The organism is Mesorhizobium sp. B4-1-4, from assembly GCF_006439395.2.
Lineage (GTDB): Bacteria > Pseudomonadota > Alphaproteobacteria > Rhizobiales > Rhizobiaceae > Mesorhizobium.
Map to the genome: position 1 here is coordinate 4,819,048 of NZ_CP083950.1, position 21,594 is coordinate 4,840,641.

Annotated in this window: 24 protein-coding genes; 7 read left to right on the forward strand and 17 right to left on the reverse strand. The window is 63.9% G+C overall.

Annotated elements, in window-relative coordinates; genetic code table 11:
• The 4 genes from sdhA to FJW03_RS23220 form a co-directional block, all read right to left on the reverse strand.
• Window positions 1-1,836 carry a succinate dehydrogenase flavoprotein subunit gene (gene sdhA, locus FJW03_RS23205; protein ID WP_140766829.1) on the reverse strand — a complete coding sequence of 612 codons (1,836 nt, stop codon included), beginning with the start codon at window positions 1,834-1,836 and terminating at the stop codon, window positions 1-3.
• Window position 1,837: 1 nt separating this feature from the next.
• Entirely contained in the window at window positions 1,838-2,233 is a 396-nt protein-coding gene (gene sdhD / locus FJW03_RS23210; RefSeq protein WP_140766830.1) for a succinate dehydrogenase, hydrophobic membrane anchor protein, read from the reverse strand.
• Between the two features lie 2 nt (window positions 2,234-2,235).
• Window positions 2,236-2,655: a succinate dehydrogenase, cytochrome b556 subunit gene (gene sdhC, locus FJW03_RS23215; RefSeq protein WP_140766831.1), complete on the reverse strand. Its 420-nt coding sequence runs from the start codon at window positions 2,653-2,655 to the stop codon at window positions 2,236-2,238.
• Window positions 2,656-2,894: 239 nt separating this feature from the next.
• Window positions 2,895-3,335 carry a hypothetical protein gene (locus tag FJW03_RS23220; protein ID WP_140766832.1) on the reverse strand — a complete coding sequence of 147 codons (441 nt, stop codon included), beginning with the start codon at window positions 3,333-3,335 and terminating at the stop codon, window positions 2,895-2,897.
• Window positions 3,336-3,685: 350 nt separating this feature from the next.
• On the opposite strand from FJW03_RS23220, the gene FJW03_RS23225 reads away from it, so the two are divergent.
• Complete coding sequence (locus FJW03_RS23225) at window positions 3,686-4,039, forward strand: hypothetical protein (protein WP_140612879.1); 354 nt, start codon at window positions 3,686-3,688, stop codon at window positions 4,037-4,039.
• Between the two features lie 57 nt (window positions 4,040-4,096).
• Here FJW03_RS23225 and FJW03_RS23230 read toward each other — a convergent pair whose 3' ends face one another.
• Window positions 4,097-5,302 (reverse strand): sensor domain-containing diguanylate cyclase, encoded by a 1,206-nt coding sequence (locus FJW03_RS23230; protein WP_140766833.1) that lies wholly within the window; start codon window positions 5,300-5,302, stop codon window positions 4,097-4,099.
• A gap of 107 nt (window positions 5,303-5,409) precedes the next feature.
• On the opposite strand from FJW03_RS23230, the gene FJW03_RS30115 reads away from it, so the two are divergent.
• Window positions 5,410-5,637: a hypothetical protein gene (locus FJW03_RS30115; RefSeq protein WP_264296490.1), complete on the forward strand. Its 228-nt coding sequence runs from the start codon at window positions 5,410-5,412 to the stop codon at window positions 5,635-5,637.
• A 42-nt stretch (window positions 5,638-5,679) separates the two neighbouring features.
• Window positions 5,680-6,369, forward strand: a complete 690-nt coding sequence (locus FJW03_RS23235; RefSeq protein WP_264296491.1) for an IS630 family transposase — start codon at window positions 5,680-5,682, stop codon at window positions 6,367-6,369.
• Window positions 6,370-6,425: 56 nt separating this feature from the next.
• On the opposite strand, the gene FJW03_RS23240 is transcribed toward FJW03_RS23235, so the two are convergent.
• Entirely contained in the window at window positions 6,426-7,622 is a 1,197-nt protein-coding gene (locus FJW03_RS23240) for a GGDEF domain-containing protein (RefSeq protein ID WP_140766026.1), read from the reverse strand.
• 149 nt (window positions 7,623-7,771) lie between these two features.
• Between FJW03_RS23240 and FJW03_RS23245 the strand changes: the two genes are divergently transcribed.
• Entirely contained in the window at window positions 7,772-8,089 is a 318-nt protein-coding gene (locus FJW03_RS23245; RefSeq protein ID WP_140612882.1) for a hypothetical protein, read from the forward strand.
• A 36-nt stretch (window positions 8,090-8,125) separates the two neighbouring features.
• Here FJW03_RS23245 and leuC read toward each other — a convergent pair whose 3' ends face one another.
• The 7 genes from leuC to rplS form a co-directional block, all read right to left on the reverse strand.
• Window positions 8,126-9,535, reverse strand: a complete 1,410-nt coding sequence (gene leuC, locus FJW03_RS23250) for a 3-isopropylmalate dehydratase large subunit (RefSeq protein ID WP_140697305.1) — start codon at window positions 9,533-9,535, stop codon at window positions 8,126-8,128.
• Window positions 9,536-10,025: 490 nt separating this feature from the next.
• On the reverse strand, window positions 10,026-10,661 hold the full coding sequence (locus FJW03_RS23255) for a class I SAM-dependent DNA methyltransferase (RefSeq protein WP_140766027.1): 636 nt from the start codon (window positions 10,659-10,661) through the stop codon (window positions 10,026-10,028).
• A 101-nt stretch (window positions 10,662-10,762) separates the two neighbouring features.
• Window positions 10,763-11,569, reverse strand: coding sequence for an amino acid ABC transporter permease (locus tag FJW03_RS23260; protein ID WP_140766028.1), 807 nt, complete (start codon window positions 11,567-11,569; stop codon window positions 10,763-10,765).
• A gap of 201 nt (window positions 11,570-11,770) precedes the next feature.
• Window positions 11,771-12,568 (reverse strand): transporter substrate-binding domain-containing protein, encoded by a 798-nt coding sequence (locus tag FJW03_RS23265; RefSeq protein ID WP_140612886.1) that lies wholly within the window; start codon window positions 12,566-12,568, stop codon window positions 11,771-11,773.
• Window positions 12,569-12,769: 201 nt separating this feature from the next.
• Window positions 12,770-13,312, reverse strand: coding sequence for a MarR family winged helix-turn-helix transcriptional regulator (locus FJW03_RS23270; RefSeq protein ID WP_140766029.1), 543 nt, complete (start codon window positions 13,310-13,312; stop codon window positions 12,770-12,772).
• Window positions 13,309-13,722: an organic hydroperoxide resistance protein gene (locus FJW03_RS23275; protein ID WP_140766030.1), complete on the reverse strand. Its 414-nt coding sequence runs from the start codon at window positions 13,720-13,722 to the stop codon at window positions 13,309-13,311. The genes FJW03_RS23270 and FJW03_RS23275 overlap by 4 nt, the downstream gene beginning before the upstream one ends.
• A 158-nt stretch (window positions 13,723-13,880) precedes the next feature.
• Entirely contained in the window at window positions 13,881-14,420 is a 540-nt protein-coding gene (gene rplS / locus FJW03_RS23280) for a 50S ribosomal protein L19 (protein ID WP_140740147.1), read from the reverse strand.
• A 324-nt stretch (window positions 14,421-14,744) separates the two neighbouring features.
• On the opposite strand from rplS, the gene FJW03_RS23285 reads away from it, so the two are divergent.
• Entirely contained in the window at window positions 14,745-15,497 is a 753-nt protein-coding gene (locus tag FJW03_RS23285) for a sulfite exporter TauE/SafE family protein (protein ID WP_140766031.1), read from the forward strand.
• Here FJW03_RS23285 and trmD read toward each other — a convergent pair.
• Entirely contained in the window at window positions 15,479-16,177 is a 699-nt protein-coding gene (gene trmD, locus FJW03_RS23290) for a tRNA (guanosine(37)-N1)-methyltransferase TrmD (RefSeq protein ID WP_140766032.1), read from the reverse strand. The two genes, FJW03_RS23285 and trmD, sit on opposite strands and share 19 nt — an antisense overlap.
• Window positions 16,174-16,773, reverse strand: coding sequence for a ribosome maturation factor RimM (gene rimM, locus FJW03_RS23295; RefSeq protein WP_140612891.1), 600 nt, complete (start codon window positions 16,771-16,773; stop codon window positions 16,174-16,176). Before rimM ends, trmD begins: the two co-directional genes overlap by 4 nt.
• A 224-nt stretch (window positions 16,774-16,997) precedes the next feature.
• Here rimM and FJW03_RS23300 point away from each other — a divergent pair, with 224 nt between their 5' ends.
• Both FJW03_RS23300 and FJW03_RS23305 read left to right on the forward strand, forming a co-directional pair.
• On the forward strand, window positions 16,998-17,936 hold the full coding sequence (locus FJW03_RS23300) for a tyrosine recombinase XerC (protein ID WP_140766033.1): 939 nt from the start codon (window positions 16,998-17,000) through the stop codon (window positions 17,934-17,936).
• A 381-nt stretch (window positions 17,937-18,317) separates the two neighbouring features.
• Window positions 18,318-19,385, forward strand: a complete 1,068-nt coding sequence (locus FJW03_RS23305; protein WP_140766034.1) for a TraB/GumN family protein — start codon at window positions 18,318-18,320, stop codon at window positions 19,383-19,385.
• A gap of 69 nt (window positions 19,386-19,454) precedes the next feature.
• Here FJW03_RS23305 and FJW03_RS23310 read toward each other — a convergent pair whose 3' ends face one another.
• Both FJW03_RS23310 and lpdA read right to left on the reverse strand, forming a co-directional pair.
• Complete coding sequence (locus FJW03_RS23310; protein WP_181165744.1) at window positions 19,455-19,619, reverse strand: hypothetical protein; 165 nt, start codon at window positions 19,617-19,619, stop codon at window positions 19,455-19,457.
• Between the two features lie 561 nt (window positions 19,620-20,180).
• Window positions 20,181-21,587, reverse strand: a complete 1,407-nt coding sequence (lpdA, locus tag FJW03_RS23315; RefSeq protein ID WP_140766035.1) for a dihydrolipoyl dehydrogenase — start codon at window positions 21,585-21,587, stop codon at window positions 20,181-20,183.
• Window positions 21,588-21,594 lie beyond the last annotated feature (7 nt).

The following is a 21,594-nucleotide window of genomic DNA, read 5'->3' on the forward strand; positions in this document are numbered from 1 at the left end:
TCAATACACCCTGGCCTTCGGCGCGATCTTGGCGAGGCTGATGCCGCCGTCCTTTTCGGCCAGCAGCGGCTCGGTATGCACCGGGCGGTAGCTGAGCGTCACCGTGCCGTCTTCGCTTAGGTGCGCCAGCGTGTGCTTGCGCCAGTTGGCATCGTCGCGCGCGGAAAAGTCCTCACGCGCATGGGCGCCACGGCTCTCCTTGCGCGCCTCGGCGCTGTAGACCGTGGTGATGGCGTTGGCCATCAGGTTCTCCAGTTCCAGCGTCTCGACCAGGTCGGAGTTCCAGATCATCGAGCGGTCGAACACCTTGATGTCCTTGAGCTCGCCCCATATCTCCGAAATGCGCTTGCAACCATTTTCGAGCGATTCCTGCGTGCGGAACACGGCTGCGTCTTCCTGCATCGCCTTCTGCATCTTCTCGCGCAGCACCGCCGTCGGCGTCGAGCCGTTGGCGTGGCGCAGTTTGTCGAAGCGTTCCATGATCTTTTCGACCGAGGCTTCATTGGGCGAAGGGATGGCCGACTTGCGGTCGATGACCTGGCCGGCGCGGATCGCCGCCGCACGGCCGAACACCACCAGATCGATCAGCGAGTTCGAGCCCAGTCGGTTGGCACCGTGCACGGAGGCGCAGCCGGCCTCGCCGACCGCCATCAGACCGGGCGACACCTGGTCGGGGTTGAAGGCGGTCGGGTTCAGCACCTCGCCCCAGTAATTGGTCGGCACGCCGCCCATATTGTAGTGCACCGTCGGCAGCACCGGGATCGGCTCCTTGGTCAGGTCGACGCCGGCAAAGATCTTGGCCGATTCCGAAATGCCGGGCAGCCGCTCATGCAGCACCGCCGGATCGAGGTGGTCGAGATGCAGGAAGATGTGGTCCTTCTTCTTGCCGACGCCGCGGCCCTCGCGGATCTCCAGCGTCATGCAGCGCGAGACGACGTCGCGCGAGGCCAGGTCCTTGGCCGAGGGGGTGTAACGCTCCATGAAGCGCTCGCCCTCGGAATTGACGAGGTAGCCGCCTTCCCCGCGCGCGCCTTCGGTGATCAGGCAGCCGGCGCCATAGATGCCGGTCGGGTGGAACTGCACGAATTCCATGTCCTGCAGCGGGAAGCCGGCGCGCGCCGCCATGCCGCCGCCGTCGCCGGTGCAGGTGTGCGCGGAGGTTGCCGAGAAATAGGCGCGGCCATAACCGCCGGTCGCCAGCACCACCATCTTGGCCGAGAAGCGGTGGATGGTGCCGTCATCGAGGTTCCAGGCGACGACGCCGGTGCAGGTGCCGTCCGGCTCCATGATCAGGTCGAGGGCGAAATACTCGATGAAGAACTGCGCGTTGTGCTTCAGCGATTGGCCGTACAGCGTATGCAGGATGGCGTGGCCGGTGCGGTCGGCGGCGGCGCAAGTGCGCTGCACCGGCGGGCCTTCGCCGTAGTTCATCATGTGGCCGCCGAACGGCCGCTGGTAGATCTTGCCCTCTTCGGTGCGCGAGAACGGCACGCCGTAATGCTCGAGTTCGTAGACCGCGGCCGGCGCTTCGCGCACCAGATATTCCATGGCGTCGACATCACCCAGCCAGTCCGAGCCCTTGACGGTATCGTACATGTGCCACTGCCAGGAATCGGGCCCCATATTGGAGAGCGAGGCGGCAATGCCGCCTTGCGCGGCCACCGTGTGCGAGCGGGTCGGGAACACCTTGGTGATGCAGGCGGTACGCAGGCCTTGCTCGGCCATGCCGAGCGTGGCGCGCAGGCCCGCCCCGCCGGCGCCGACGACCACCACGTCGAATTTGTGGTCGACAAAGCTATAGCCTGCCGTGTTGGCTGATTTCGCGTCCTTGGCCAACTCAGCCTCCGAATGTCAGTTTGAGCAGGGCGAAGAGCGAGGCGACGCCGACCGCCACGGTGAAAAACGTGTTGAGGGCGATCAGCGCCAGCTTCATGCCTTCGCCATGCACATAATCCTCGATGATGACCTGCATGCCGATCCGCATATGATAAAGCGGAGAGATCAGCACCAGGGCCAGCACCAGCGCCACGAATGGATTGGCCAGTGCCGCGCGCACCTCCGCGTAACCGGCGCCGTTGAGCGCGATCAGGAAGCCGACGAAGAACAGGATCAGCGGGATATTGGCGATGGCGGTCAGCCGCTGGCGCCAGAAATGCCCGGTACCTTCGTGGGCGGAACCCAAGCCGCGGACCTTCGCCAGCGGCGTGCGCATGTCGGTGTTGTTGCCGCTCATGATCAGGCCCCCCGCACCATGTAGCCGACGATCCAGATGAGCAGCGTGAGCAGGATCGAGCCGGCGAGCGTCGCCCAGGCGATCCTGGAAGCCGTATGCTTTTCAAGACCGGCGCCGGTGTCCCAGACCAGGTGGCGCACACCGCCCAGCATGTGATGCATCAATGCCCAGGTGTAGCCGAAAAGGATGAGCCGGCCGAGCCAGGTGCCGAACGCCCAATTGATCCAGTCGAATGCGCCCTGCGAGGTTGCCGCCGCCATCAGCCAGGCAGCGACCAGCAGGGCGCCGAAATAGAGCGCGCTACCGGTGATGCGATGGATGATCGACATCGTCATGGTGATCGGCGGCCGGTACACGCTCAGGTGCGGCGAAAGCGGCCGTTCACGTCTGATATTCGCACGGGTGGCTGGTGATCTGCTCATGGCTCCCCCAGTTCGACGTCTCTGGAGCCTCAGGTGGAAATGCGGCAATGCCGCTTCCGGTTGCGACTTCGGACAGCCGGTTTCTAATGCTCTTTTTGCACCGCGTCAAAGCCAGAAAACCGTTTCGAAAACGTAATTTAGTCTGATTAAATGGGCCGATCAGGCTTCAATCGATTAACGCGCTATTTCGAAGCCGGCGCAGCTTCGTTGCACTGCAGCATGTCGCGATTCGGGAGGGCTTATCGCTTGCAGGTTTGCGGTGTCGACCCCTTCTTCATGACCAGCGCCTCGCGTCCGTCGATCACGATTGCGTCATGCGTCGCCGCCTGGTAGCGGCTGGTCTGGTTGGCGGGTGAGGCCGCAAACTCCTCGGTCATGCCATCCGGCCCTACCGCGCGAACCGACGTGCCGAGACTCTGGATCGTGATCATATCACCGTTGCCGCATTTATAGGTGGCCGTGCCGGTGCCCGATCGCGGCACGGTAAGGTCAGTGGTGATCTTGGTTGCGGGTGCCGCGGTTGCCGGCGGCGAGGGCACCGCGGGCGCGGTGGACTGCTGAGCCAGAGCAGGCGAGACCGCGTGCGATGCCGCCTGCGGCGCACCATCTTGCGGCACACAACCTGCGGCAGCGAGAAGCAGCGGGATAATGATCACCCGAACTGTGTGGCCAAAGGTCATGCGCTGCCCCTTTCGTGCGCCGCACGCTAGAGCAATTCCAGGAAAAGTGTGAGCGGTTTTCCGCCCGGAATGGCGTCAAAACAAAGAGATATGGCATTTCGCCGTCTCCGTGAAACGGTGAAATGCTCTAGCCACGCGGCGCTGCAAGATCAGCTTCACCTGGAGCCAGCAGGTCGGAGCAGGCAAGCGGATTGATGCCTGCGCCCCATCCCGTGGAAATTAACCATGTTCATTAAGATCCGCCGCCGAAGGCCGTCCACCCCTTAACAAAGGTTAAGAAAGAGTTAATTTCCGATTCGGACGAAGTCCGGGCCGAGGCCGCAAGGTCGCGCCGGTGAACGGAGGACAAAATGCGTTCGAATTCAGTGCTGGCTTGCCTCGCCGCGATTGCGGCCATGGCCGGCGGCTTCGCTGCGCCGGCATGCGCCGGACAGCATCAGGACCGTGTTTATGCCGATTCCTTCGGCAATCTCGTCATCGACAGCGCCGCCGGCTATAAGCGCATCATCGTCGGCGAGGGCAAGCTGGCCAAGAAACTGTCGGCCTACACCAGCGCCGGCCAGCCGAAGGTGATCTATCAGAACGAAGCCGACGAGATTACGGGCTACGGCGATTGCTACCGGCCGCCGGTGTTCGTGAAGGGCCGCAGCTACATGTACGGGCTTTCCGACGGCGAGATGCCGCAGCTCAGCCGCTGCCGATAGTCTGGAGTAATTCCAAGAGACGCTTTTCCGTCTGGGATTGCGTCAGGCCACAAAGAGTTAGAAGTGGCTTGCTTCGGTGCCGGCTGACGAAGGGACGCCGACTGGCCCGGCGGAGACGCGCACGCAGTCCCGCCCGGCATGCTTCGCCTTATAGAGCGCCGCATCCGCACGCCGCATGAGATCGGCGACGTTCTCGTTCGGATGGAGTTCGGCGACCCCGAAACTCGCGGTGCAGCGACTATCCGCCGGCAGGCCGTCGATGGGCAGCGCGCCGAACGCGCTGCGCGTGCCTTCGGCGAACAGCCGGGCGGCGGCGATGTTGGCCCCGCGGAGCATGATGGCGAATTCCTCCCCGCCGATGCGGCCCGCGACATGGTGGCCGGCGGCGGCCTCGCGCAACAAGCCGGCAAAGGTCTCGATAACCCGGTCGCCGGAGGCGTGGCCGAAACCGTCGTTGATGCTCTTGAAATCATCGAGATCGGCGATGACCACGGCCACCGGCATGCCTTGCCGCGTGGCGCCAAGCACCGCAAGTTCGGCCCGACGCGTGAAGGCGCCGCGGTTGAGCAATCCCGAGAGCGTATCGGTCTCCGATTTTGAAGTCACCTCAGCCAGCACGTCGCGAACCAGGATAGCCAGCATCAGCAGCGCCAGCGCAAGGCCGAAGATGGTGCCGAGCGATTGCGACACCAGGGCGTAGTTGCTTTGCAGATAGGCCTGCGGATCAGCACCCCAGCCGCCGAGCGCATGCGCGATGAACGGCTTGGAGGCAAACTGCATGCCGCTGAGCGCCAGCACGGCCATCAGGATGCGGTCGAGCCGACCGAACCTCTGCCTTGAAGACCAGACTATACCGAGGCCGACGAACTGCATGGCGGCATAGGGAAGCTGGTAAGCCATCATGCGGGCCAGCGACTGGCGCGGTAGGTCCTGCAAGCAGTAGACCGCGATGGTGGTGGCGAACAGGAAGAACAGCATTGGCCGCCAAGGCGGCGCCACGCCATATTTGTGGGCCAGCCCGGCGTTGAAACTTATAGTGGCGCCACGGAACACGGCAAAGGCGGCGGCCACCGGAAGCCGCGCATCGGTGAAGGCGGGGATGCTGAATTCGATGGCGAAATAGGCCATGCCCAGGAGATAGCCGTAGGCAAACCACCGCGCGGGGGCGCGGCCGGCATCGTGAAAGGCGATCGTCATGAAGGCGGCCGCCAGCAGGCCGGCAACCGACAAATTGATCAGCAGGATGAAATTGGCGCCGCTCATTTCTTTTTCGAACCCCCGGCCTCAGCTAGAGCGTCGGGCGAATAGGGTGAATCGTTGGGATTCCCTTTTCGACTGAAGTCTGATTCCTATGGATGCGGAGGTGCACCATGGGCAAAGCGGTTTCGCAGGATTTGAGGCTACGACTTGTTCGCGGCATTGCCGAGGGCAAGTCGCGGCGGGCAGTTGCGGCGCAGTTTGAGGTGGCGCCTTCGACGGCGGTACGCGTTCAGGCACGCTATGCGGCGACTGGTTCCGTCGAACGCCGGCCCGTCAGGGGCGTCCTGCCGGGTCTGGCAAACTCGGCCCGTATCGTCAGGCCATTGTCGACAAAGTGATGGCCAGGCCGGACATCACGATGCCTGAGCTTGGCGCGTGGCTTGAAGACGAGCACGGCGTCAGGGCGGACCCGTCGAACCTGTCGAAGTTGCTGTGCCGGGAGGGGTTTACGTATAAAAAAAGCCCTGCTGGCGTCGGAGCAAGAACGGCCCGACGTGAGAGCGGCGCGGCGTGAGTGGCGCGACCATCATCAGCCTCTGATGCGCGCCGTGCCGGCGCGGATCGTCTTCATCGACGAAACGAGCGTGAAGACCAACATGACCCCATTGCGCGGGCGCAGCCTGCGCGGCAAGAGGCTCCTCGCCGATGCGCCCTTCGGCAAATGGCATACCCAGACCTTCATCGCCGGCCTGCGTTGCCATGAACTGGTGGCCCCCTGGATCATCGAGGGAGCCATCGACGGTGCGGCGTTCGATGCCTATGTCGAAACCCAGCTCGCACCGGCTCTCGGGCGCGGCGACATCGTTATTCTGGACAATCTCAATGTCCACAAAAGTCCGCGCGCCGCAGAGGCACTCAAACAGCGCGGCGCCAGGTTCCTCTTCCTGCCCAAATATTCGCCGGACCTCAACCCGATCGAGATGGCCTTCGCAAAACTCAAAACCCTGTTGCGAAAGGCCAAAGCGCGCACCTACGACGATCTCGTCCGCGCCGTCGGAAGCATCTGCGCCATGTTCGATCCAACCGAATGCTGGAACTATCTCAAACAGGCAGGCTACGTTGCATGTTAATCGCCCGATGCTCTAGCATCGACGGGCGAAAAAGACGTTAACGCGAGGTTGCGGCGTCAGCCGGTCTTGGAGAGCTCCGGCACGAACGCCGTTTCCGGTCGTTCGTAGGAGAGGCGCACGCTGTCGCGGCCATTCTTCTTGGCCTTGTAGAGCGCCTCGTCGGCGCGGCGCATCAACGGCCCCAGGGCCTCGTCACCAGTGCGGGCCGCCACGCCGAAACTTGCGGTGACCTTGGTGCCGGTTGGAAGCCCGTCGACGCCTCCTGCCGAATAGAGCGTGCGCACCGCTTCGGCGAACATTCGCGCCGCGGCAAGGTCGCTCAACGGCAGCAGCACCGCGAACTCTTCGCCGCCGATGCGGCCGGCGGCTCCGCGCTCGCCGGTGGCGGACCGGAGCTTGGCGGCGAAATCGGCAATCACCCGGTCGCCGGCGGCATGCCCGTGCACGTCGTTGAGCGCCTTGAAATGATCGAGGTCGGCCAGCACCAGCGCCACCGGGAACTTCGCCGCCGCGCAACGCTGCAACAGGAACTCCGCGCGCTCCTCGAAGCCGCGCCGGTTGAGCAGGCCCGACAGGGGGTCGGTGTGCGTCTCGGCCTTCAGCGCCTTCATCACGTCGAGCGCCGCGGCGGTGAACAGGCAAAGCGCGATCAGCAGCGACAACAGCGCATGCGACAGCAGCGCCGTCGTCCAGTAGGACGAACCATAGAACCCGTCATAGGTGGTGAACGGCCCGTGCGCGATGACGACGGCAAGGGTGCGCACGAAGAAATTGAGACTCGACAGCAGCGACAGCACGAACAGGATTTTCTCTGTCGGGCCGTTGTTGCGAACCGGCCGCAATTCGGCGCCGACCAGAAGGCTGATGCCGCCGAAGGCGAAATTCATCGCCAGGATACGCCAGGTGAGATCCGGCTCAACGAACAGGAACCAGCAGAACGATGCTAGGCCACCTCCTGCCAGCACGCCGAGCCCCGGATAGGGCACCTTGCGGCCGTAGCGGGCGACGATGGCGCCCGACAGGCAACAGCCGGCGATGATGAAGCAGATGTTGGACACCAGCTTGGTCAGCGCCATGCCAATGGGCAAGGTGAAATACTGCAACAGAAAGCCGGGTGCCGAAACACAGTAGCTGAACGCCAGCACGGCAAGATAAGGACGGTGGCGCTGATAGGTCCATAGCACGAGGAAGGCCGCGCCGAGGGCCAGCGCGATCGTCGGATTGAGCAGCGCTATCAGCAGGCCGGTGTCCAAAGGACGGTGACTTCCCCTTGCTTGACGTCGGGGAAGAGCTTAGAGGGCAAGCGCAAACAAGCGGTTAAACTCGGAGTGTCGCCACGATATGTCGCGGGGGAACCTGGCGCTGTCGGCGGCGTTCATGCATTCACCATCAGGAGCAGAGCATGGCCGACACGATCACATTGACCGACCACGATGCAATCCGTTCATGGACTGCCGGGCGCGCCGGCTTTCCGGCAATCGTCGACATATCGCCCGAGGCGGGAACGCAGCCGATGTTGAGGCTGGTCTTCGGCCAGCACGCCTATCAGGATCAGGACCAGCCGGAACGGCCGGTCAATGCCGGTGGCTATGAGCTCGTCGAGTGGGACGAGTGGTTCAAGATCTTTGAGGAGCAGCAACTGGCGCTTGTCGTCGCGGCCGATGAACCTGGGCACCGGGAGGAATTCCACGAACTCATCAGGCGCGACGGGAAGGCTTGACCCGGGCCGCGCGGCCCGGGTTCCGCCCGGGCCGGATTATTTCCAGTCGCGGATGTCGACGAAATGGCCGGCGATCGCCGCAGCCGCCGCCATGGCCGGCGACACCAGATGGGTGCGGCCCTTGAAACCCTGCCGGCCCTCGAAATTGCGATTCGAGGTCGAGGCACAGCGCTCATGTGGCTTCAGCCGGTCGTCGTTCATGGCCAGGCACATCGAGCAGCCCGGCTCGCGCCAGTCGAAACCGGCGGCGAGGAAGATCTTGTCGAGACCCTCGGCTTCCGCCTGTTCCTTGACCAGGCCGGAGCCCGGCACGATCATGGCGTTGACACGTGGATTGACTTTTCTGCCCTCGACCACCTTGGCGGCGGCGCGCAGGTCCTCGATACGGCCATTGGTGCAGGAGCCGATGAAGACGCGATCGAGCGCGATGTCGGTGATCCTGGTTCCCGGCGTCAGCCCCATATAATCGAGCGCGCGGATCTTCGAGGTGCGCTTATTCTCGTCGGTGATCTCCTCCGGATTTGGCACCACGCCCTGGACCGACACGACGTCTTCCGGCGAGGAGCCCCAGGAGACGATCGGCGGCAGTTTCGCCGCGTCGAGCACGATCACCTTGTCGAAATGCGCGCCTTCGTCCGACTGCAGTGTCTTCCAGTATTCGAGCGCCGCGTCCCAGGCCGCGCCCTTCGGCGCGCGCGGCTTGTCCTTGACATAGGCGAAGGTCGTCTCGTCGGGCGCGATCAGGCCGGCGCGGGCACCGCCCTCAATCGACATGTTGCAGATGGTCATGCGGCCTTCCATCGACAGCGAGCGGATCGCCTCGCCGGCATATTCGATGACGTAGCCGGTGCCGCCGGCGGTGCCGATCTCGCCGATGATGGCCAGGATGATGTCCTTGGCGGTCACGCCTTCCGGCAACTGACCGTCGACGCGCACCAGCATGTTCTTGGCCTTGCGCTGGATCAGCGTCTGCGTCGCCAGCACATGCTCGACCTCCGACGTGCCGATACCGTGCGCCAGCGCGCCGAAGGCACCGTGCGTCGAAGTGTGGCTGTCACCGCAGACGATGGTCATGCCGGGCAAGGTAAAACCCTGCTCCGGGCCGATGATGTGGACGATCCCCTGGCGGATATCGTTCTCGGAATAATACTCGACGCCGAAATCCTTGGCGTTCTTGGCCAGCGCCTCGACCTGGATGCGGCTTTCCTCGTTCTTGATGCCGAACTTGCGCTCGGGCGAGGTCGAGACGTTGTGGTCAACCACGGCCAGCGTCTTTTCTGGATGCCGGACTTTCCTGCCGCTCAGGCGCAGGCCCTCGAAGGCCTGCGGGCTGGTGACTTCATGGACGAGGTGGCGGTCGATGTAGAGCAGGCAGGTGCCGTCGTCCTGGCGGTCGACGACATGGTCGTCGAAAATCTTGTCGTAGAGGGTGCGCGGTGCGCTCATGTGCGTAAATCCGTCGATTTGGAATGAGGAAAGGAGCATATGCCGCAAGCCGCGGCCGACCGTCGGGATCAGCGAAGTCGGCTGGTGAGGGCGCCGGACACGCGCGCGGAGAATCGCGACGGCAGGCGTTTCCTGTCCTGCAGCACGAAACCCTTATAGGCCGGATTGCCAAAAAGCTCTTCCATGGCGGCGTAGATAGCAACGTTTTGCCTTTTCGGCAATTGGTTGATCCGATGACTCAGGCAACCGCTCAGGCTTTGAATTATTCCTCAACCCATCCAGACGTTGGCGCTGCCCCTCACCTGCCTGCCGGCATCCTCTCCCCGTATAGTGACGGGGAGAGGGAAGCTCTCATCGCTGACTTCGCCAATCGTCTACGTCGCCAGAGAAAGGCGTCGAGGCTGCGGCCAGCCACTTCTCCCCGTCACTATACGGGGAGAAGTGCCCGGCAGGGCGATGAGGGGCAGCGCGACTCCGCGAATTTGAGACCCTACAGAACCTCGAACACAAAGGTCTTCACCAGCGCCTCAGGCTCGGCGATCGCATAGCAGCGGAACCACGGGCTTTGCTCGACCAGGCGCCATTTCCTTGCCTGTGTGAGGTCGTCAAACACGGCCTGGAAACCGCCGCTTTCGAAAACCTGGTCGCGCACGGTGAAGATGGCGTGGCCGCCTTTGCGCGTGATGCGCACCAACTCATGCAGGCCCGACGCCGGCGCGTGGCTAATGGTGAACACGCCGGTCGAGAAGAAGGCGCGGAAATGTCCGTCCGGCCAGGGCAAAGACCCGCCCAGCATCGCCTTTTTCAGCTCGCCATACGCATTGCGGCTGCCGGCGATCTTCAGCATGTCGTCGGACAGGTCGAGCCCGGCAATATCGCCGTAGCCCAGCGCCTTGAGCGATGGCCCTGACAGGCCGGTGCCGCAGCCGGCGTCGAGCAGCGGCCCTTCACCCGCCGGCACATGGCGCGCTATCCAGGCGGTGATGAGGAACGGCAGGAGATAGCCAAGCGAAGCGGTCTCGCTGTCATAGGTCGCGGCCCATGCGGCATAGGCTTGCGCCAGCTTTTCCGGCGTGTCGGCTCCATAGACGGAATCCAGCGCCGCATTGGCCTTGTCGACGATCATCGGTCTTGCTTCTCCCGCTTATGCATGTCGCCCAAAAGGGCGTCGCGGTTTTGGGCCAATGACATGCATAAATGCAAGATAACCCTGTCTTTGCCCAAAAACTATTCCTCGTGCTGGCGGCGCAAGCGCCGCTCCAGCGCCCTGAGTGCCAGCGACAGGCCGACGGTCAGGATGAGATAGATGTAGGCGACGATCGAATAGGTCTCGAAGAAGCGGAAGGAGCCAGCGGCATAGACCTTGCCCATCTGGATGATGTCGGCGACGCCGAGCACCGAGACCAGCGAGGAATCCTTGACCAGGGCGACGAAGTCGTTCCCCAGCGGCGGCAGGATGGTGCGGATCGCCTGCGGAAACACGATCAGCCGGAAGCGCTGGGAGCGGCTCAGGCCAAGCGCCTTGGCCGCTTCTATCTGGCCTTTCTCGACCGCCTGAATGCCGGCCCGGAAAACCTCGGAGATGAAGGCCGAATAGCCGATGGTCAGCGCCATGATGGCGCGCCACAACAGCGAGACATCCCGCACCAGAAGCTCGCCGAGCAGGCCGGCGCCCTGCAGCGGCGCGGTCAACGTGTTCCAGGCCGCGACAAAGGCCGGCGCGCCGGCGAAGGCGATCCAGAACAGCAGCACCAGGATCGGCACGCCACGGATGATCTCGACATAGAAGCGCGCGATCTGCCGCAACCAGGGCGAACCTGACAGGCCCATCAGCGCAATGCCGAGGCCGATCATCGAGGCCAGCGCAAAGGCGACCACCGTGACGAAGACGGTGATGCCGATGCCCTTGGCGACAGTGGCGAAGACCTGGGCGTAGAGATCGCTGGTGGCGATGAACAATGCCGCCGCCAGTGCGAGGACGGCGGCAACGGCGAGCCACCAGGGGAATTCGGGTTTGGAGGAAGAGGGCTGCATCAAAAGGATCGCGCCAAGGCACCCCCCTCTGGCCTGCCGGCCATCTCCCCCTCAAGGGGGGAGATCGAATGTCGCGTTGGCTTTCGCCGATACCCAGCGTCATAAAATGAGTGACGAGGCCGAAGCTGCCAATCTCCCCCCTTGAGGGGGAGATGCCCGGCAGGGCAGAGGGGGGCGTTCAAGCGCAAAGTCAGCAGGAAATCACTGACCCATCTTGTAATCAAGGAACCACTTCTTGTTCAGCGCATCGAAAGTGCCGTCGGCCTTCAACGCCGCGATCGCGGCATTGACCGGCTTAACCAGGTCGGAGCCCTTGGGGAAGATGAAACCGAAATCCTCGCTGCCGAGCGGTCCGCCGATCAGCTTCAGCTTGCCCTCCGAAGCATCGACATAACCCTTGCCCGCCGTGCCGTCGGTGAGCACCACATCGACGTCGCCCGACTTCAATGCCTGCACCGTGGCGCCGAAGGTCTCGAACAGTTTGATGCGCGGGTTCTGCTCATTGCCGTCGAGCACGCTGTAGACGGCGGTGTAGAAGGGCGTGGTGCCCGCCTGCGCGCCGATCAGCCCGTCCTTGAAGGCGCCGAACGTCTTGGCGTCGGTGAAGCGGCTTTCATCGCCGCGCACCAGCATGAACTGCTCCGAGCGCATATAGGGGTCGGAGAAATCGACCTTCTCCTTGCGGTCGTCCTTGATGGTGATGCCGGTCATGCCGATGTTGTACTGGTTGTCGGAAACCGCCTGGATCATCGCGTCCCAGGAGGTGTTCTGGTACTCGACCTTGAAATTCAGCCGCTTGGCGATCTCGTTCATCGCGTCGTACTCCCAGCCGATCTGCTTTCCCGTCTTGGCGTCGATGAATTGCAGCGGCGGATAGGCGTTTTCGGTCACCACAACCACCTTCTTGCCACCAAGATCGGGCAGCGCCTGGGCAAAAGCGGCGACGGGCGCCAGAACGAGGGCCAACAGCCCGGCCAGCAGCAGTTTCGACTTGATCATGATACACCCCGGAAATTAAAGCGCCCGGACGTCGGCCGGGCCTGCAGGAAATCCGGCGCCGACTTTAGCTTTCCGCAAGCGCCATGCAAGACGGTCCGCTGCATCAGGACAGGCGAAAACGGATTTGGCTGCCTTCAACCCCAGCTTTCCGCAACGATCCGTGCCCCGGCGGGCGGGTGCGGTGGGCGGCTGCATTGGCGGCTACAATTTTCCCATGTCCGAGATCGAAACTTCCGCGTCCGTCGACCCGTCATCAGCCGTTGCCTTGCGCAAGTCAGCGACAAGACGCGTGAGCGTTGCGTGCAGGGTTTTCAACTCGTCTGGCCCCAGCGGCACGGCGCAGGCAAGTGCCGACAACACGTCCTTCATGCGCGCGCGAAGGGCCTGGCCCTTGGCGGTCGGCTCGACCAGCACCCGGCGCTCGTCGGCGGCATCGCGCCGGCGGGTGACGAGGCCGCCCGCCTCCATCCGCTTGAGCAGCGGCGTCAGCGTTGCGGAGTCCAGGCCAAGCGCTTCGCCAAGCTCGCCGATCGTGCTCGGCGCGCGCTCCCACAGCGCCAGCATCGCCAGATATTGCGGATAGGTCAGGCCAAGCGGCTCGAGCAGCGGGCGATAAACCTTGGTCATCAACCCGCTCGCCGAATAGAGCGCGAAGCAGAGCTGCTGGTCGAGACGCGGAACCGGGATCGCCCCGGCGGCTTCCACCGGGACATGCTTGGCTCTCGTTTCGACTTTTGTCGTCATGCCGCCTTTACCGAAAGCGCCACATCGACATTTCCCCTGATGGCGTTCGAATAGGGGCAGATCTTGTGCGCCTCTGAGACAAGCGCTTCCGCCGCCGCCTGATCAAGGCCTTTCGTTTCAGCCGCGAGCGCGACGCCGAGCTTGAAGCCCTCGCCATTGGGGAGCAGGCTGACGGTGGCGGTCATCGCGGCGTCCTGAAGCGACAGCTTCTGTTTGCGCGCGACGAAGCGGATGGCGCTTTCGAAGCAGGCGGCGTAGCCGATGGCGAAGAGCTGCTCGGGATTGGTAGCGCCGCCCGGCCCGCCGAGTTCCTTGGGCATGGCCAGATCGACTTTCAGGAGGCCGTCGCTGGTCTCGCCGTGGCCGGCGCGGCCGCCGGTGACGTGAGCCTGTGCCGTGTAGAGTGCCATATTATGTTTCTCTATTTACCTTGTACGCTATTATTTAGTACGCAAAATAATATGCCGTCAACATCCGGATCCAGCTTCTGAAGATGAAGGCGTTCACAGCTTGGTGAAACGAAAAAAGGCGGCCGAAGCCGCCTTTTTGAAAACATCGTCGTCGAAACTTATTCGGCGGGGGTCGCTTCAGCGGCCTTGGCTGCCTCGGCGGCTGCCTTCTTCTCGGCGGCTTCCTTGGCGGCCGTCTCGGCGGCCAGCGCCTGGGCGGCGGCGACTTTCTCGGCCTCGATGCGGGCCTTCTCGGCGTTCAGCGCATCGCGCTCTTCGTCATTGAGCTTGCGGGCGCGCACGCCGGTGTTTTCCGAGATACGGGCCGACTTGCCGCGACGATCGCGCAGGTAATAGAGCTTGGCCCGGCGCACCTTGCCGCGACGCACGATCTCGACGCCTTCGACCATCGGCGAGTAGACCGGGAACACGCGCTCGACGCCTTCACCATAGGAGATCTTGCGGACGGTGAAATTTTCCTGGAAGCCGGCGCCGGAGCGGGCGATGACCACCCCCTCATAGGCCTGGACGCGGGTGCGGGTGCCTTCGGTCACACGGACCTGGACGCGCACGGTGTCGCCGGGCTGGAATTCGGGAAGCTTGCGCTTGGCTTCGATCTTGGCGGCCTGCTCGGCCTCGAGCTGACGGATGAGATCCATCTTAAAAATCCACTTCTTGTTCTTCCGACAGTCAGAGCGTCCGACACTCGCCTTGCAGTCCCATCGACCGCTCGGCTATGTCCTTTGCCCCTGAGACATTTGCCTCCAAGACATCGGACAGGGGCGACTACACCGCCATTGTTGACGGGCCCGGCGGGTTTTCCAGCCAGTACGGGCGGGCACATACAGCTATTTCGGCGCTTTGTCACGCCCGAACGGCGTATTTTTCGCCGGCATGGCACCATCGTAATCGCGCCGTGCCGGGTTGTATACGTTCCACAAGCTTTCTAAGCAGCGGTAGCACAATTCCAAGCGGCCGCACCCATGTCTCTCTTCGACGCTATCCTTCTCTTCCTCGCGGGCTTCCTGTCAGGCGCCGCCAATGCGGTCGCCGGCGGCGGCACCTTCATCACCTTTGGCGCCATGACGTTGGTCGGCCTGCCGCCGATCGTCGCCAACGCGACCTCCTCGGTCACGCAATTTCCAGGCTACGTCACCTCGACGCTGGCCTATTGGGACGACATCCGGCATTTCTGGCGCGGCGCCCTGCTGCTGTGCCTGATCTCGGCGGTCGGCGCGCTGGCCGGCGCGCTGATCCTGCTGGCGCTCGACAATCCGTCGTTTCGCGTCCTTGTGCCCTGGCTGCTTCTGGGCGCAACGGCGCTGTTCGCCGCCGGACCTTGGCTGAAGCCGGCGCCGAAACCCGGCCATGAAGCGTCGGTAGGCTCATTCGCCGGCTCGCTCGCGCAATTCGCCACCGCCACCTATGGCGGTTTCTTCGGCGCCGGCATGGGCGTGATGATGCTGGCGACGCTGGGGCTGACGCAAGCCGGCGACTATCACCGGCTGAACGCGCTGAAGAACATGCTGGCCATCGTCATCGCGGCCGTCGCCATTATCGTCTTCGTCTCGGGCGGCGTCGTCGCCTGGCCGCAGGCGATCGTCATGATCCCGGGCGGTGCGCTTGGCGGCTATGCCGGTGTCTGGATCGCCAAACGCGTACCGCAGAACGTGGTGCGCGGCTTCGTCATCGCCGTCGGCCTGTTTCTCGCTTTTTACTATTTCGGCAAGGGCTGAGCGGCGAGCAGGTCGGGCCGCCTCTCCTTCGTCAGCCTCTCGGACTGTTCCCGCCGCCAGGCCCCGATCTTCTTGTGATTGCCCGAAATCAGCACTTCGGGAATCTGGCGGCCCTCGAAGTCCTGCGGCCGCGTATAGTGCGGATGTTCGAGCAGGCCGTTCTCGAAACTTTCCTCCTCGCCCGACACCGCGTTGCCCATCACGCCAGGCAACAGCCGCACCACGGCGTCGAGCAGCACGAGCGCCGCCGGCTCGCCGCCCGACAGGATGAAATCGCCGACCGATATTTCTTCCAATGCCCGCGCCTCGATCAACCGCTGGTCGACGCCTTCGAAACGGCCGCAGACGATAACGGCGCCCGGCCCGGCGGCGAACTCGCGCACACGCGCCTGCGTCAGCGGCTTGCCGCGCGGGCTCATCAGCAGGCGCGGACGCAAATCACCCTCCGGCGAGGCATGGTCGATCGCCCTGGCCAGTACATCGGCGCGCATCACCATGCCGGCGCCGCCGCCGGCCGGCGTGTCGTCGACGGTGCGGTGCCTGTCGGTGGCGAAGTCGCGGATCTGGATCGCGTCCAGCGACCATGTTCCAGCCTGCAGCGCCCGACCGGCCAGCGACAGGCCGAGCGCGCCCGGAAACATCTCGGGATAGAGCGTCAGGACCGAGGCGGCAAAACTCACCGGTTGCCTCCGGCATCGCGCGGTCCGCGGGGCCTGCCCTTCGGGTCGAAGCCTTCCTCGCGCGGGGCGTCGCCGTCCTCGTCCTCGACCAGTCCGGCCGCCACCGGGTCGACGCGGACAAAACCCTCGGCGATCGACACCTGCGGCACGGCTGCCTGCGTGAACGGGATCAGCACGCCCTTGCGGCCGGAGAGCGTCACATCGAGGATGTCGCCGCCACCGAAATTGTGCACCGCGACCACCTTGCCGATGGCCGCACCCGTATCATCCCGGATTTCCAGTCCGATCAGGTCGGCATGGTAGAATTCGTCCTCCTCGCCGTCGTCGGGCAGCATCGAGCGGTCGACGAACAGCTCCGTGCCGGCAAGCGCCTCGGCGGCGTTGCGGTCATTGATGCCCTTGAAGCGGACCACGACGACGGTGTTCGCTGGCCTTATGTCTGTTATCTGGAAGGCACGGCCATCCCTGGCATAGAGCGGCCCATAGTCGGCCAGCGCCATCGGCTCGCCGGTGAAGGTCTTCACCCTGAGTTCGCCCTTGATGCCGTGAGCGGCGCCGATGACAGCCATCTGGACAGGGTTTTGCGGTTTGCTCATGGCGCCTTTACCTTCGTCATCCACGAGCGAAGCAGGCGCGGAGCGGCTGCGCAGACCCGAGGATCCATTCCGTTACGGTGGCCAAAACACGGCAATTCAGAAGAGGCTCACCGGTCTCATTCCAGCCAATCTCCTAGCCCCGCCGGGCCGGCATTTCAATGACGGGCTCTTCACCGCTTCCTAACCAGGCTGGCCGAAAATGACCGCGAACCGGAACAGGCGCCATGCAGGAATTTCTCATCCCAGCGAAACCCGATCTCCAGGCGGCGCGCGAAAGCTGGCTGAAGATGCTGGCGCGCGAGCGCCGGCTGTCGCCGGAAACCGTCGAAGCTTATGAGCGCGACGTCAGGCAGTTCCTGCATTTCCTCACCGGCCATCTCGGCGGGCCGCCCGGCATTTCGGACATCGCCGATCTGCGCCCGGCCGACCTGCGCGGTTTCCTCGCTGCCCGCCGCAACGCCGGCGCCGGCGCCCGCACCCTCGGCCGCGGGCTGGCCGGTATCCGCTCGCTGCTGCGTTTCCTCGAACGCCGTGGCCTCGCCAATGCGGCGGGTGCCGCCGCATTGCGCGCGCCGCGCCAGCCCAAATCCCTGCCAAAACCGCTGACGGCGAGCGACGCCAAACATGTCGTGTCTGTGGAAGGCCAACTGGCGGAAGAGCCCTGGATCGCCGCTCGCAATGCTGCCGTGCTGACTCTGCTCTACGGCTCCGGCCTGCGCATTTCCGAAGCACTCGGCCTCGCCGGCGCCGATCTGGCCTCGGAGGCCGACACCGTGCTGCGCATCACCGGCAAGGGCGGCAAGACGCGGCTGGTGCCGGTGCTGCCGGTCGCGCTCAAAGCCATCGCCGAATACCGCCGGCTCTGCCCTTACCATCTCGATCCGAAGGGGCTGTTGTTTCGCGGCGCGCGCGGCGGCCCGCTCAACCCGGCCATCGTCCAGCGCGAAATGGCGAAACTGCGATCGGCGCTCAACCTGCCCGACACCGCAACGCCGCACGCGCTGCGCCATTCCTTCGCCACGCATCTGCTCGGCCGTGGCGGCGATCTGCGCACCATCCAGGAACTGCTCGGCCACGCCAGCCTGTCGACGACGCAGATCTATACCGGCGTCGACACCGCAAGGCTGCTCGAAATCTACGAATCGGCTCATCCGAGGGCATGAACGCCCGGTGGCCCGCACCGGATCGGGGCATCTTGAAACGTTCGCGATTGGTTGAAACCTTCCCAACTTCGTTATCCCTGGGCGAAGCAGGAGCGAAGCTCCGTCGCGGAGACCCTGCGATCCATGCCGTTACCTTAGCCTAGGAGCGCAGCGGAGCAGAATTCTGCACCGCAGCGGCGCTCGTGTGTCGCGGCATGGATCCTCGGGCCTGCGCCGCGTCGCTACGCTCCTTGCTCCGCCCGTGGATGACGAAGAATGGCCGGTTCCGCCAATCGCTGGGCATGCGCCAATCAACGTCAGCACAGGGCTGATAGCCGGTTAGGACAATTTCGTAACGCCAATTAACCGTTTCGCCGTTTTTTGGTCTTAGGAAAAAAAACCATGAAACGTGTCATCGCTATCGCCGACCGCGCGGCTTCCGTGTCGCTGAAGCTGCTTGTCGCGCTCAACGCCCTGTTTTTCCTGTCCTTCCTTGCCGTCCTTTTGTTCGCGGCCGGAAGGGCGCATGCGGAAATCCCGACCTGCACCGGCGCCGACATGTTGTCGGCCCTGCAGAAGAGCAGCCCTGCCACCTACAGCAAGATCGAAGCGGACGCCGCCGCCACGCTCAATGGCAAGGGGCTGTTGTGGAAACTGGAGAAATCAGGCGAACAGCCGTCCTATCTGTTCGGCACCATGCACATGACCGACCCGCGCGTCACCACGCTGCCGGAGGACGCACAAAAGGCCTTTGATGCAGCCGGCACCCTCATCATCGAGACCACCGACGTGCTCGACAAGCAGAAGATGATGACGGCGATGCTCAAGCAGCCGGACCTGATGATGTTCACGGACTCCACCACGCTGTCGTCACTGCTGTCACCCGACGATGCGATGGCGATGAATGCGGCACTGGACGCGCGTGGCATCCCGCCGGCAACCGTCGCCAAGATGAAGCCATGGATGCTGTCGGCCATGATGGCGCTTCCGGCTTGCGAACTCGCCCGCCAGTCCGGCGGAGCGCCGGTGCTCGACGTCAAGCTGGCGGAGAGCGCCAAGGCGGCCGGCAAGCCGGTGGAAGGATTGGAAACGGCCGAAAGCCAGTTGCGCGCCATGGCCTCGCTGCCGCTCGCCTTTCACATGAAGGGGCTGGTCGACACGCTGAAGCTGGGCGACAAGGTCAATGATATCAACGAGACCATGATTCTGCTCTACCAGCGCGGCGATACCGGCATGTTCTGGCCGCTGTTCCGCGCCGCCATGCCGGAAGAGCAGGACGACCCAGCCGGCTATGCGGCCTTCGAGGAAACAATGATCACCAGCCGCAACAAGGTGATGGTTGATCATGCCGGGCCGATCCTGGCCAAGGGCAATGCCTTCATGGCGGTCGGCGCCCTGCACCTTCCCGGTCCAGAGGGGCTGGTCGAAGATTTCCGCAAAGCCGGTTATACTGTCACCGCCGTCAATTGAGTCGGACGGCAGTGGAGGGGGCCCAAGCGCCGCGTTTCCGGCGTTTTCCTCCCCTAGCGTGAAACCCATTCAACGGTTGCGCGTTGATGGATGTTGATTGATCATTTTCATTTTCTCGGAGGACAGATTTATGGCGAACGCACCCAATCCAAACGACCCGTACAATTCGACCACCAATGCTCCACGGCCGAGCGGCGGCGGCAGCACTTGGCTGATCGCGCTGGTCGTGGTCATCCTGGCGGTTGTAGCGTATTACGTTTTCGGAAGAAGTGGTGAACATCCGGCACCCGCCGAGCCACCGGCCGCCAGCACACCGGCCCCGGCGCCCGCACCGGCGGAACCGATGAAGCCTGCTGAACCGGCCAAGCCAGCCGAACCTGCTCCCGCCCCGGCGCCAGCACCCGCGCCGGCTCCAGCACCCGCTCCTGCGCCAGCCCCGGCTCCGGCACCCGCGCCAGCTCCGGCGCCCGCCCAGTAAGCGGCTCAGTGCCAAATCCGAGACGGCCCGCTGAGAAGCGGGCCGTCTTGTTTTGGAGCATGCGGCAAGCCGGACGGGAACCGCCTCTGCAGGATACTGTCAATGGCAGTGCCGCCCCCTCATTGCCCTGCCGGGCATTTCCCCCGTAACAGGCAGAAAAAGGTTGGCGCCAGCGCCGGCGCTTCTCTTGCAACGCCGGCAATTGGCGAAACCGCCGGCGACAGCGTCCTTCGCCCCGTTTACGGGGAGAAGATGGCGGCAGCCAGATGAGGGCAGCGCGACGCTCACAGCAAAGCGTGGCCGGCGAACCGTTACCTCTAGATGTGGATCGGCTTGAAAAACGTCGCCAGCGCCGCTTCCTTCACCGCTTCCGACATCGTCGGATGCGCGTGGCAGGTGCGGGCGAGGTCCTCCGACGATCCGCCGAACTCCATCAGCACCGCCGCCTCGTGGATCATTTCGCCGGCGCCGAAGCCGACGATATGCACGCCGAGCACGCGGTCGCTGGTCTTGTCGGCAAGGATCTTCACAAAACCGTCCGTGTGCAGCATGGCGCGCGCCCGGCCATTGGCGCTGAACGGAAACTTGCCCACCTTGTAGTCGATGCCGGCCTTCTTCAGCTCTTCCTCGGTCTTGCCGACCGAGGCGATTTCCGGGCTGGTGTAGACGACGCTCGGGATGACGTCGTAGTTCACATGGCCGGCCTGGCCCGCGATGGTTTCGGCCACCGCCACGCCCTCGTCCTCAGCCTTGTGCGCCAGCATCGGTCCGGCGATGACGTCGCCGATGGCATAGATGCCGGGCATATTGGTCCTGAGATGACCGTCGGTCTTGACCCGGCCGCGCTCGTCGACCTCCACTCCAGCCTCCTTGAGACCGAGACTGTCGGCATAGGCGCGGCGGCCGGTGGCGATCAGCACGACGTCGGCATCGATCGTCTCGGCCGCCCCACCCTTGACCGGCTCGAAGGTGACGCTGGCGCCCTTCTTGGCCTTGGCGACGCCGGTGACCTTGGCGCCGAGCTTGAACTCGAAACCCTGCTTGGAGAGCATCCGCTGGAACTGCTTGGAAACCTCGCCGTCCATGCCGCCGAGGATCGTGTCGAGGAACTCGACGACGGTGACCCTGGCGCCAAGCCGCGCCCAGACCGAGCCGAGCTCGAGCCCGATGACGCCGCCGCCGACCACCACCAGATGGCCGGGAACCTTCTCCAGCGACAGCGCGCCGGTCGACGACACGATCACCTTCTCGTCGAAATCGACCTTGACGCCGGGAATGCCGGCGACATCGGAGCCGGTGGCGATAACGATGTTCTTGGTCTCGATCTCCTCGACCTTGCCGTCCTCGCCGGTCACCGACACCTTGCCGGCCGCGACCACCTTGCCGGTGCCTCGAAAGGAGTCGATCTTGTTCTTCTTGAACAGGAAGGCGACGCCGTTGACGTTCGACGCCACCGTCGTGTCCTTGTGCGTCATCATCTTCTTCAGATTGAGCTTCGGTGCCGGTATCTCGACGCCCAGCGTATCGAAGGAATGGCCGGCCTCGGCGAACATCTCGGAGGCATGGAGCAGCGCCTTGGACGGGATGCAGCCGATGTTGAGGCAGGTGCCGCCGAAGGTCGCGTTCTTCTCGACCACGGCGACCTTAAGCCCGAGCTGTGCCGCCTTGATAGCGCAGACATAGCCGCCCGGTCCCGATCCGATGATAACGACGTCATAAGCCATAATGGTG

Coding starts and splice junctions, on each gene's coding strand:
- sdhD (WP_140766830.1), bottom strand. CDS start 2,233: ATGAGCGGCAACAACACCGACATGCGCACGCCGCTGGCGAAGGTCCGC.
- sdhC (WP_140766831.1), bottom strand. CDS start 2,655: ATGAGCAGATCACCAGCCACCCGTGCGAATATCAGACGTGAACGGCCG.
- FJW03_RS23220 (WP_140766832.1), bottom strand. CDS start 3,335: ATGACCTTTGGCCACACAGTTCGGGTGATCATTATCCCGCTGCTTCTC.
- FJW03_RS23225 (WP_140612879.1), top strand. CDS start 3,686: ATGCGTTCGAATTCAGTGCTGGCTTGCCTCGCCGCGATTGCGGCCATG.
- FJW03_RS23230 (WP_140766833.1), bottom strand. CDS start 5,302: ATGAGCGGCGCCAATTTCATCCTGCTGATCAATTTGTCGGTTGCCGGC.
- FJW03_RS30115 (WP_264296490.1), top strand. CDS start 5,410: ATGGGCAAAGCGGTTTCGCAGGATTTGAGGCTACGACTTGTTCGCGGC.
- FJW03_RS23245 (WP_140612882.1), top strand. CDS start 7,772: ATGGCCGACACGATCACATTGACCGACCACGATGCAATCCGTTCATGG.
- leuC (WP_140697305.1), bottom strand. CDS start 9,535: ATGAGCGCACCGCGCACCCTCTACGACAAGATTTTCGACGACCATGTC.
- FJW03_RS23255 (WP_140766027.1), bottom strand. CDS start 10,661: ATGATCGTCGACAAGGCCAATGCGGCGCTGGATTCCGTCTATGGAGCC.
- FJW03_RS23260 (WP_140766028.1), bottom strand. CDS start 11,569: ATGCAGCCCTCTTCCTCCAAACCCGAATTCCCCTGGTGGCTCGCCGTT.
- FJW03_RS23265 (WP_140612886.1), bottom strand. CDS start 12,568: ATGATCAAGTCGAAACTGCTGCTGGCCGGGCTGTTGGCCCTCGTTCTG.
- FJW03_RS23270 (WP_140766029.1), bottom strand. CDS start 13,312: ATGACGACAAAAGTCGAAACGAGAGCCAAGCATGTCCCGGTGGAAGCC.
- FJW03_RS23275 (WP_140766030.1), bottom strand. CDS start 13,722: ATGGCACTCTACACGGCACAGGCTCACGTCACCGGCGGCCGCGCCGGC.
- rplS (WP_140740147.1), bottom strand. CDS start 14,420: ATGGATCTCATCCGTCAGCTCGAGGCCGAGCAGGCCGCCAAGATCGAA.
- FJW03_RS23285 (WP_140766031.1), top strand. CDS start 14,745: ATGTCTCTCTTCGACGCTATCCTTCTCTTCCTCGCGGGCTTCCTGTCA.
- rimM (WP_140612891.1), bottom strand. CDS start 16,773: ATGAGCAAACCGCAAAACCCTGTCCAGATGGCTGTCATCGGCGCCGCT.
- FJW03_RS23300 (WP_140766033.1), top strand. CDS start 16,998: ATGCAGGAATTTCTCATCCCAGCGAAACCCGATCTCCAGGCGGCGCGC.
- FJW03_RS23305 (WP_140766034.1), top strand. CDS start 18,318: ATGAAACGTGTCATCGCTATCGCCGACCGCGCGGCTTCCGTGTCGCTG.
- FJW03_RS23310 (WP_181165744.1), bottom strand. CDS start 19,619: ATGACCACGACCAGCGCGATCAGCCAAGTGCTGCCGCCGCCGCTCGGC.
- lpdA (WP_140766035.1), bottom strand. CDS start 21,587: ATGGCTTATGACGTCGTTATCATCGGATCGGGACCGGGCGGCTATGTC.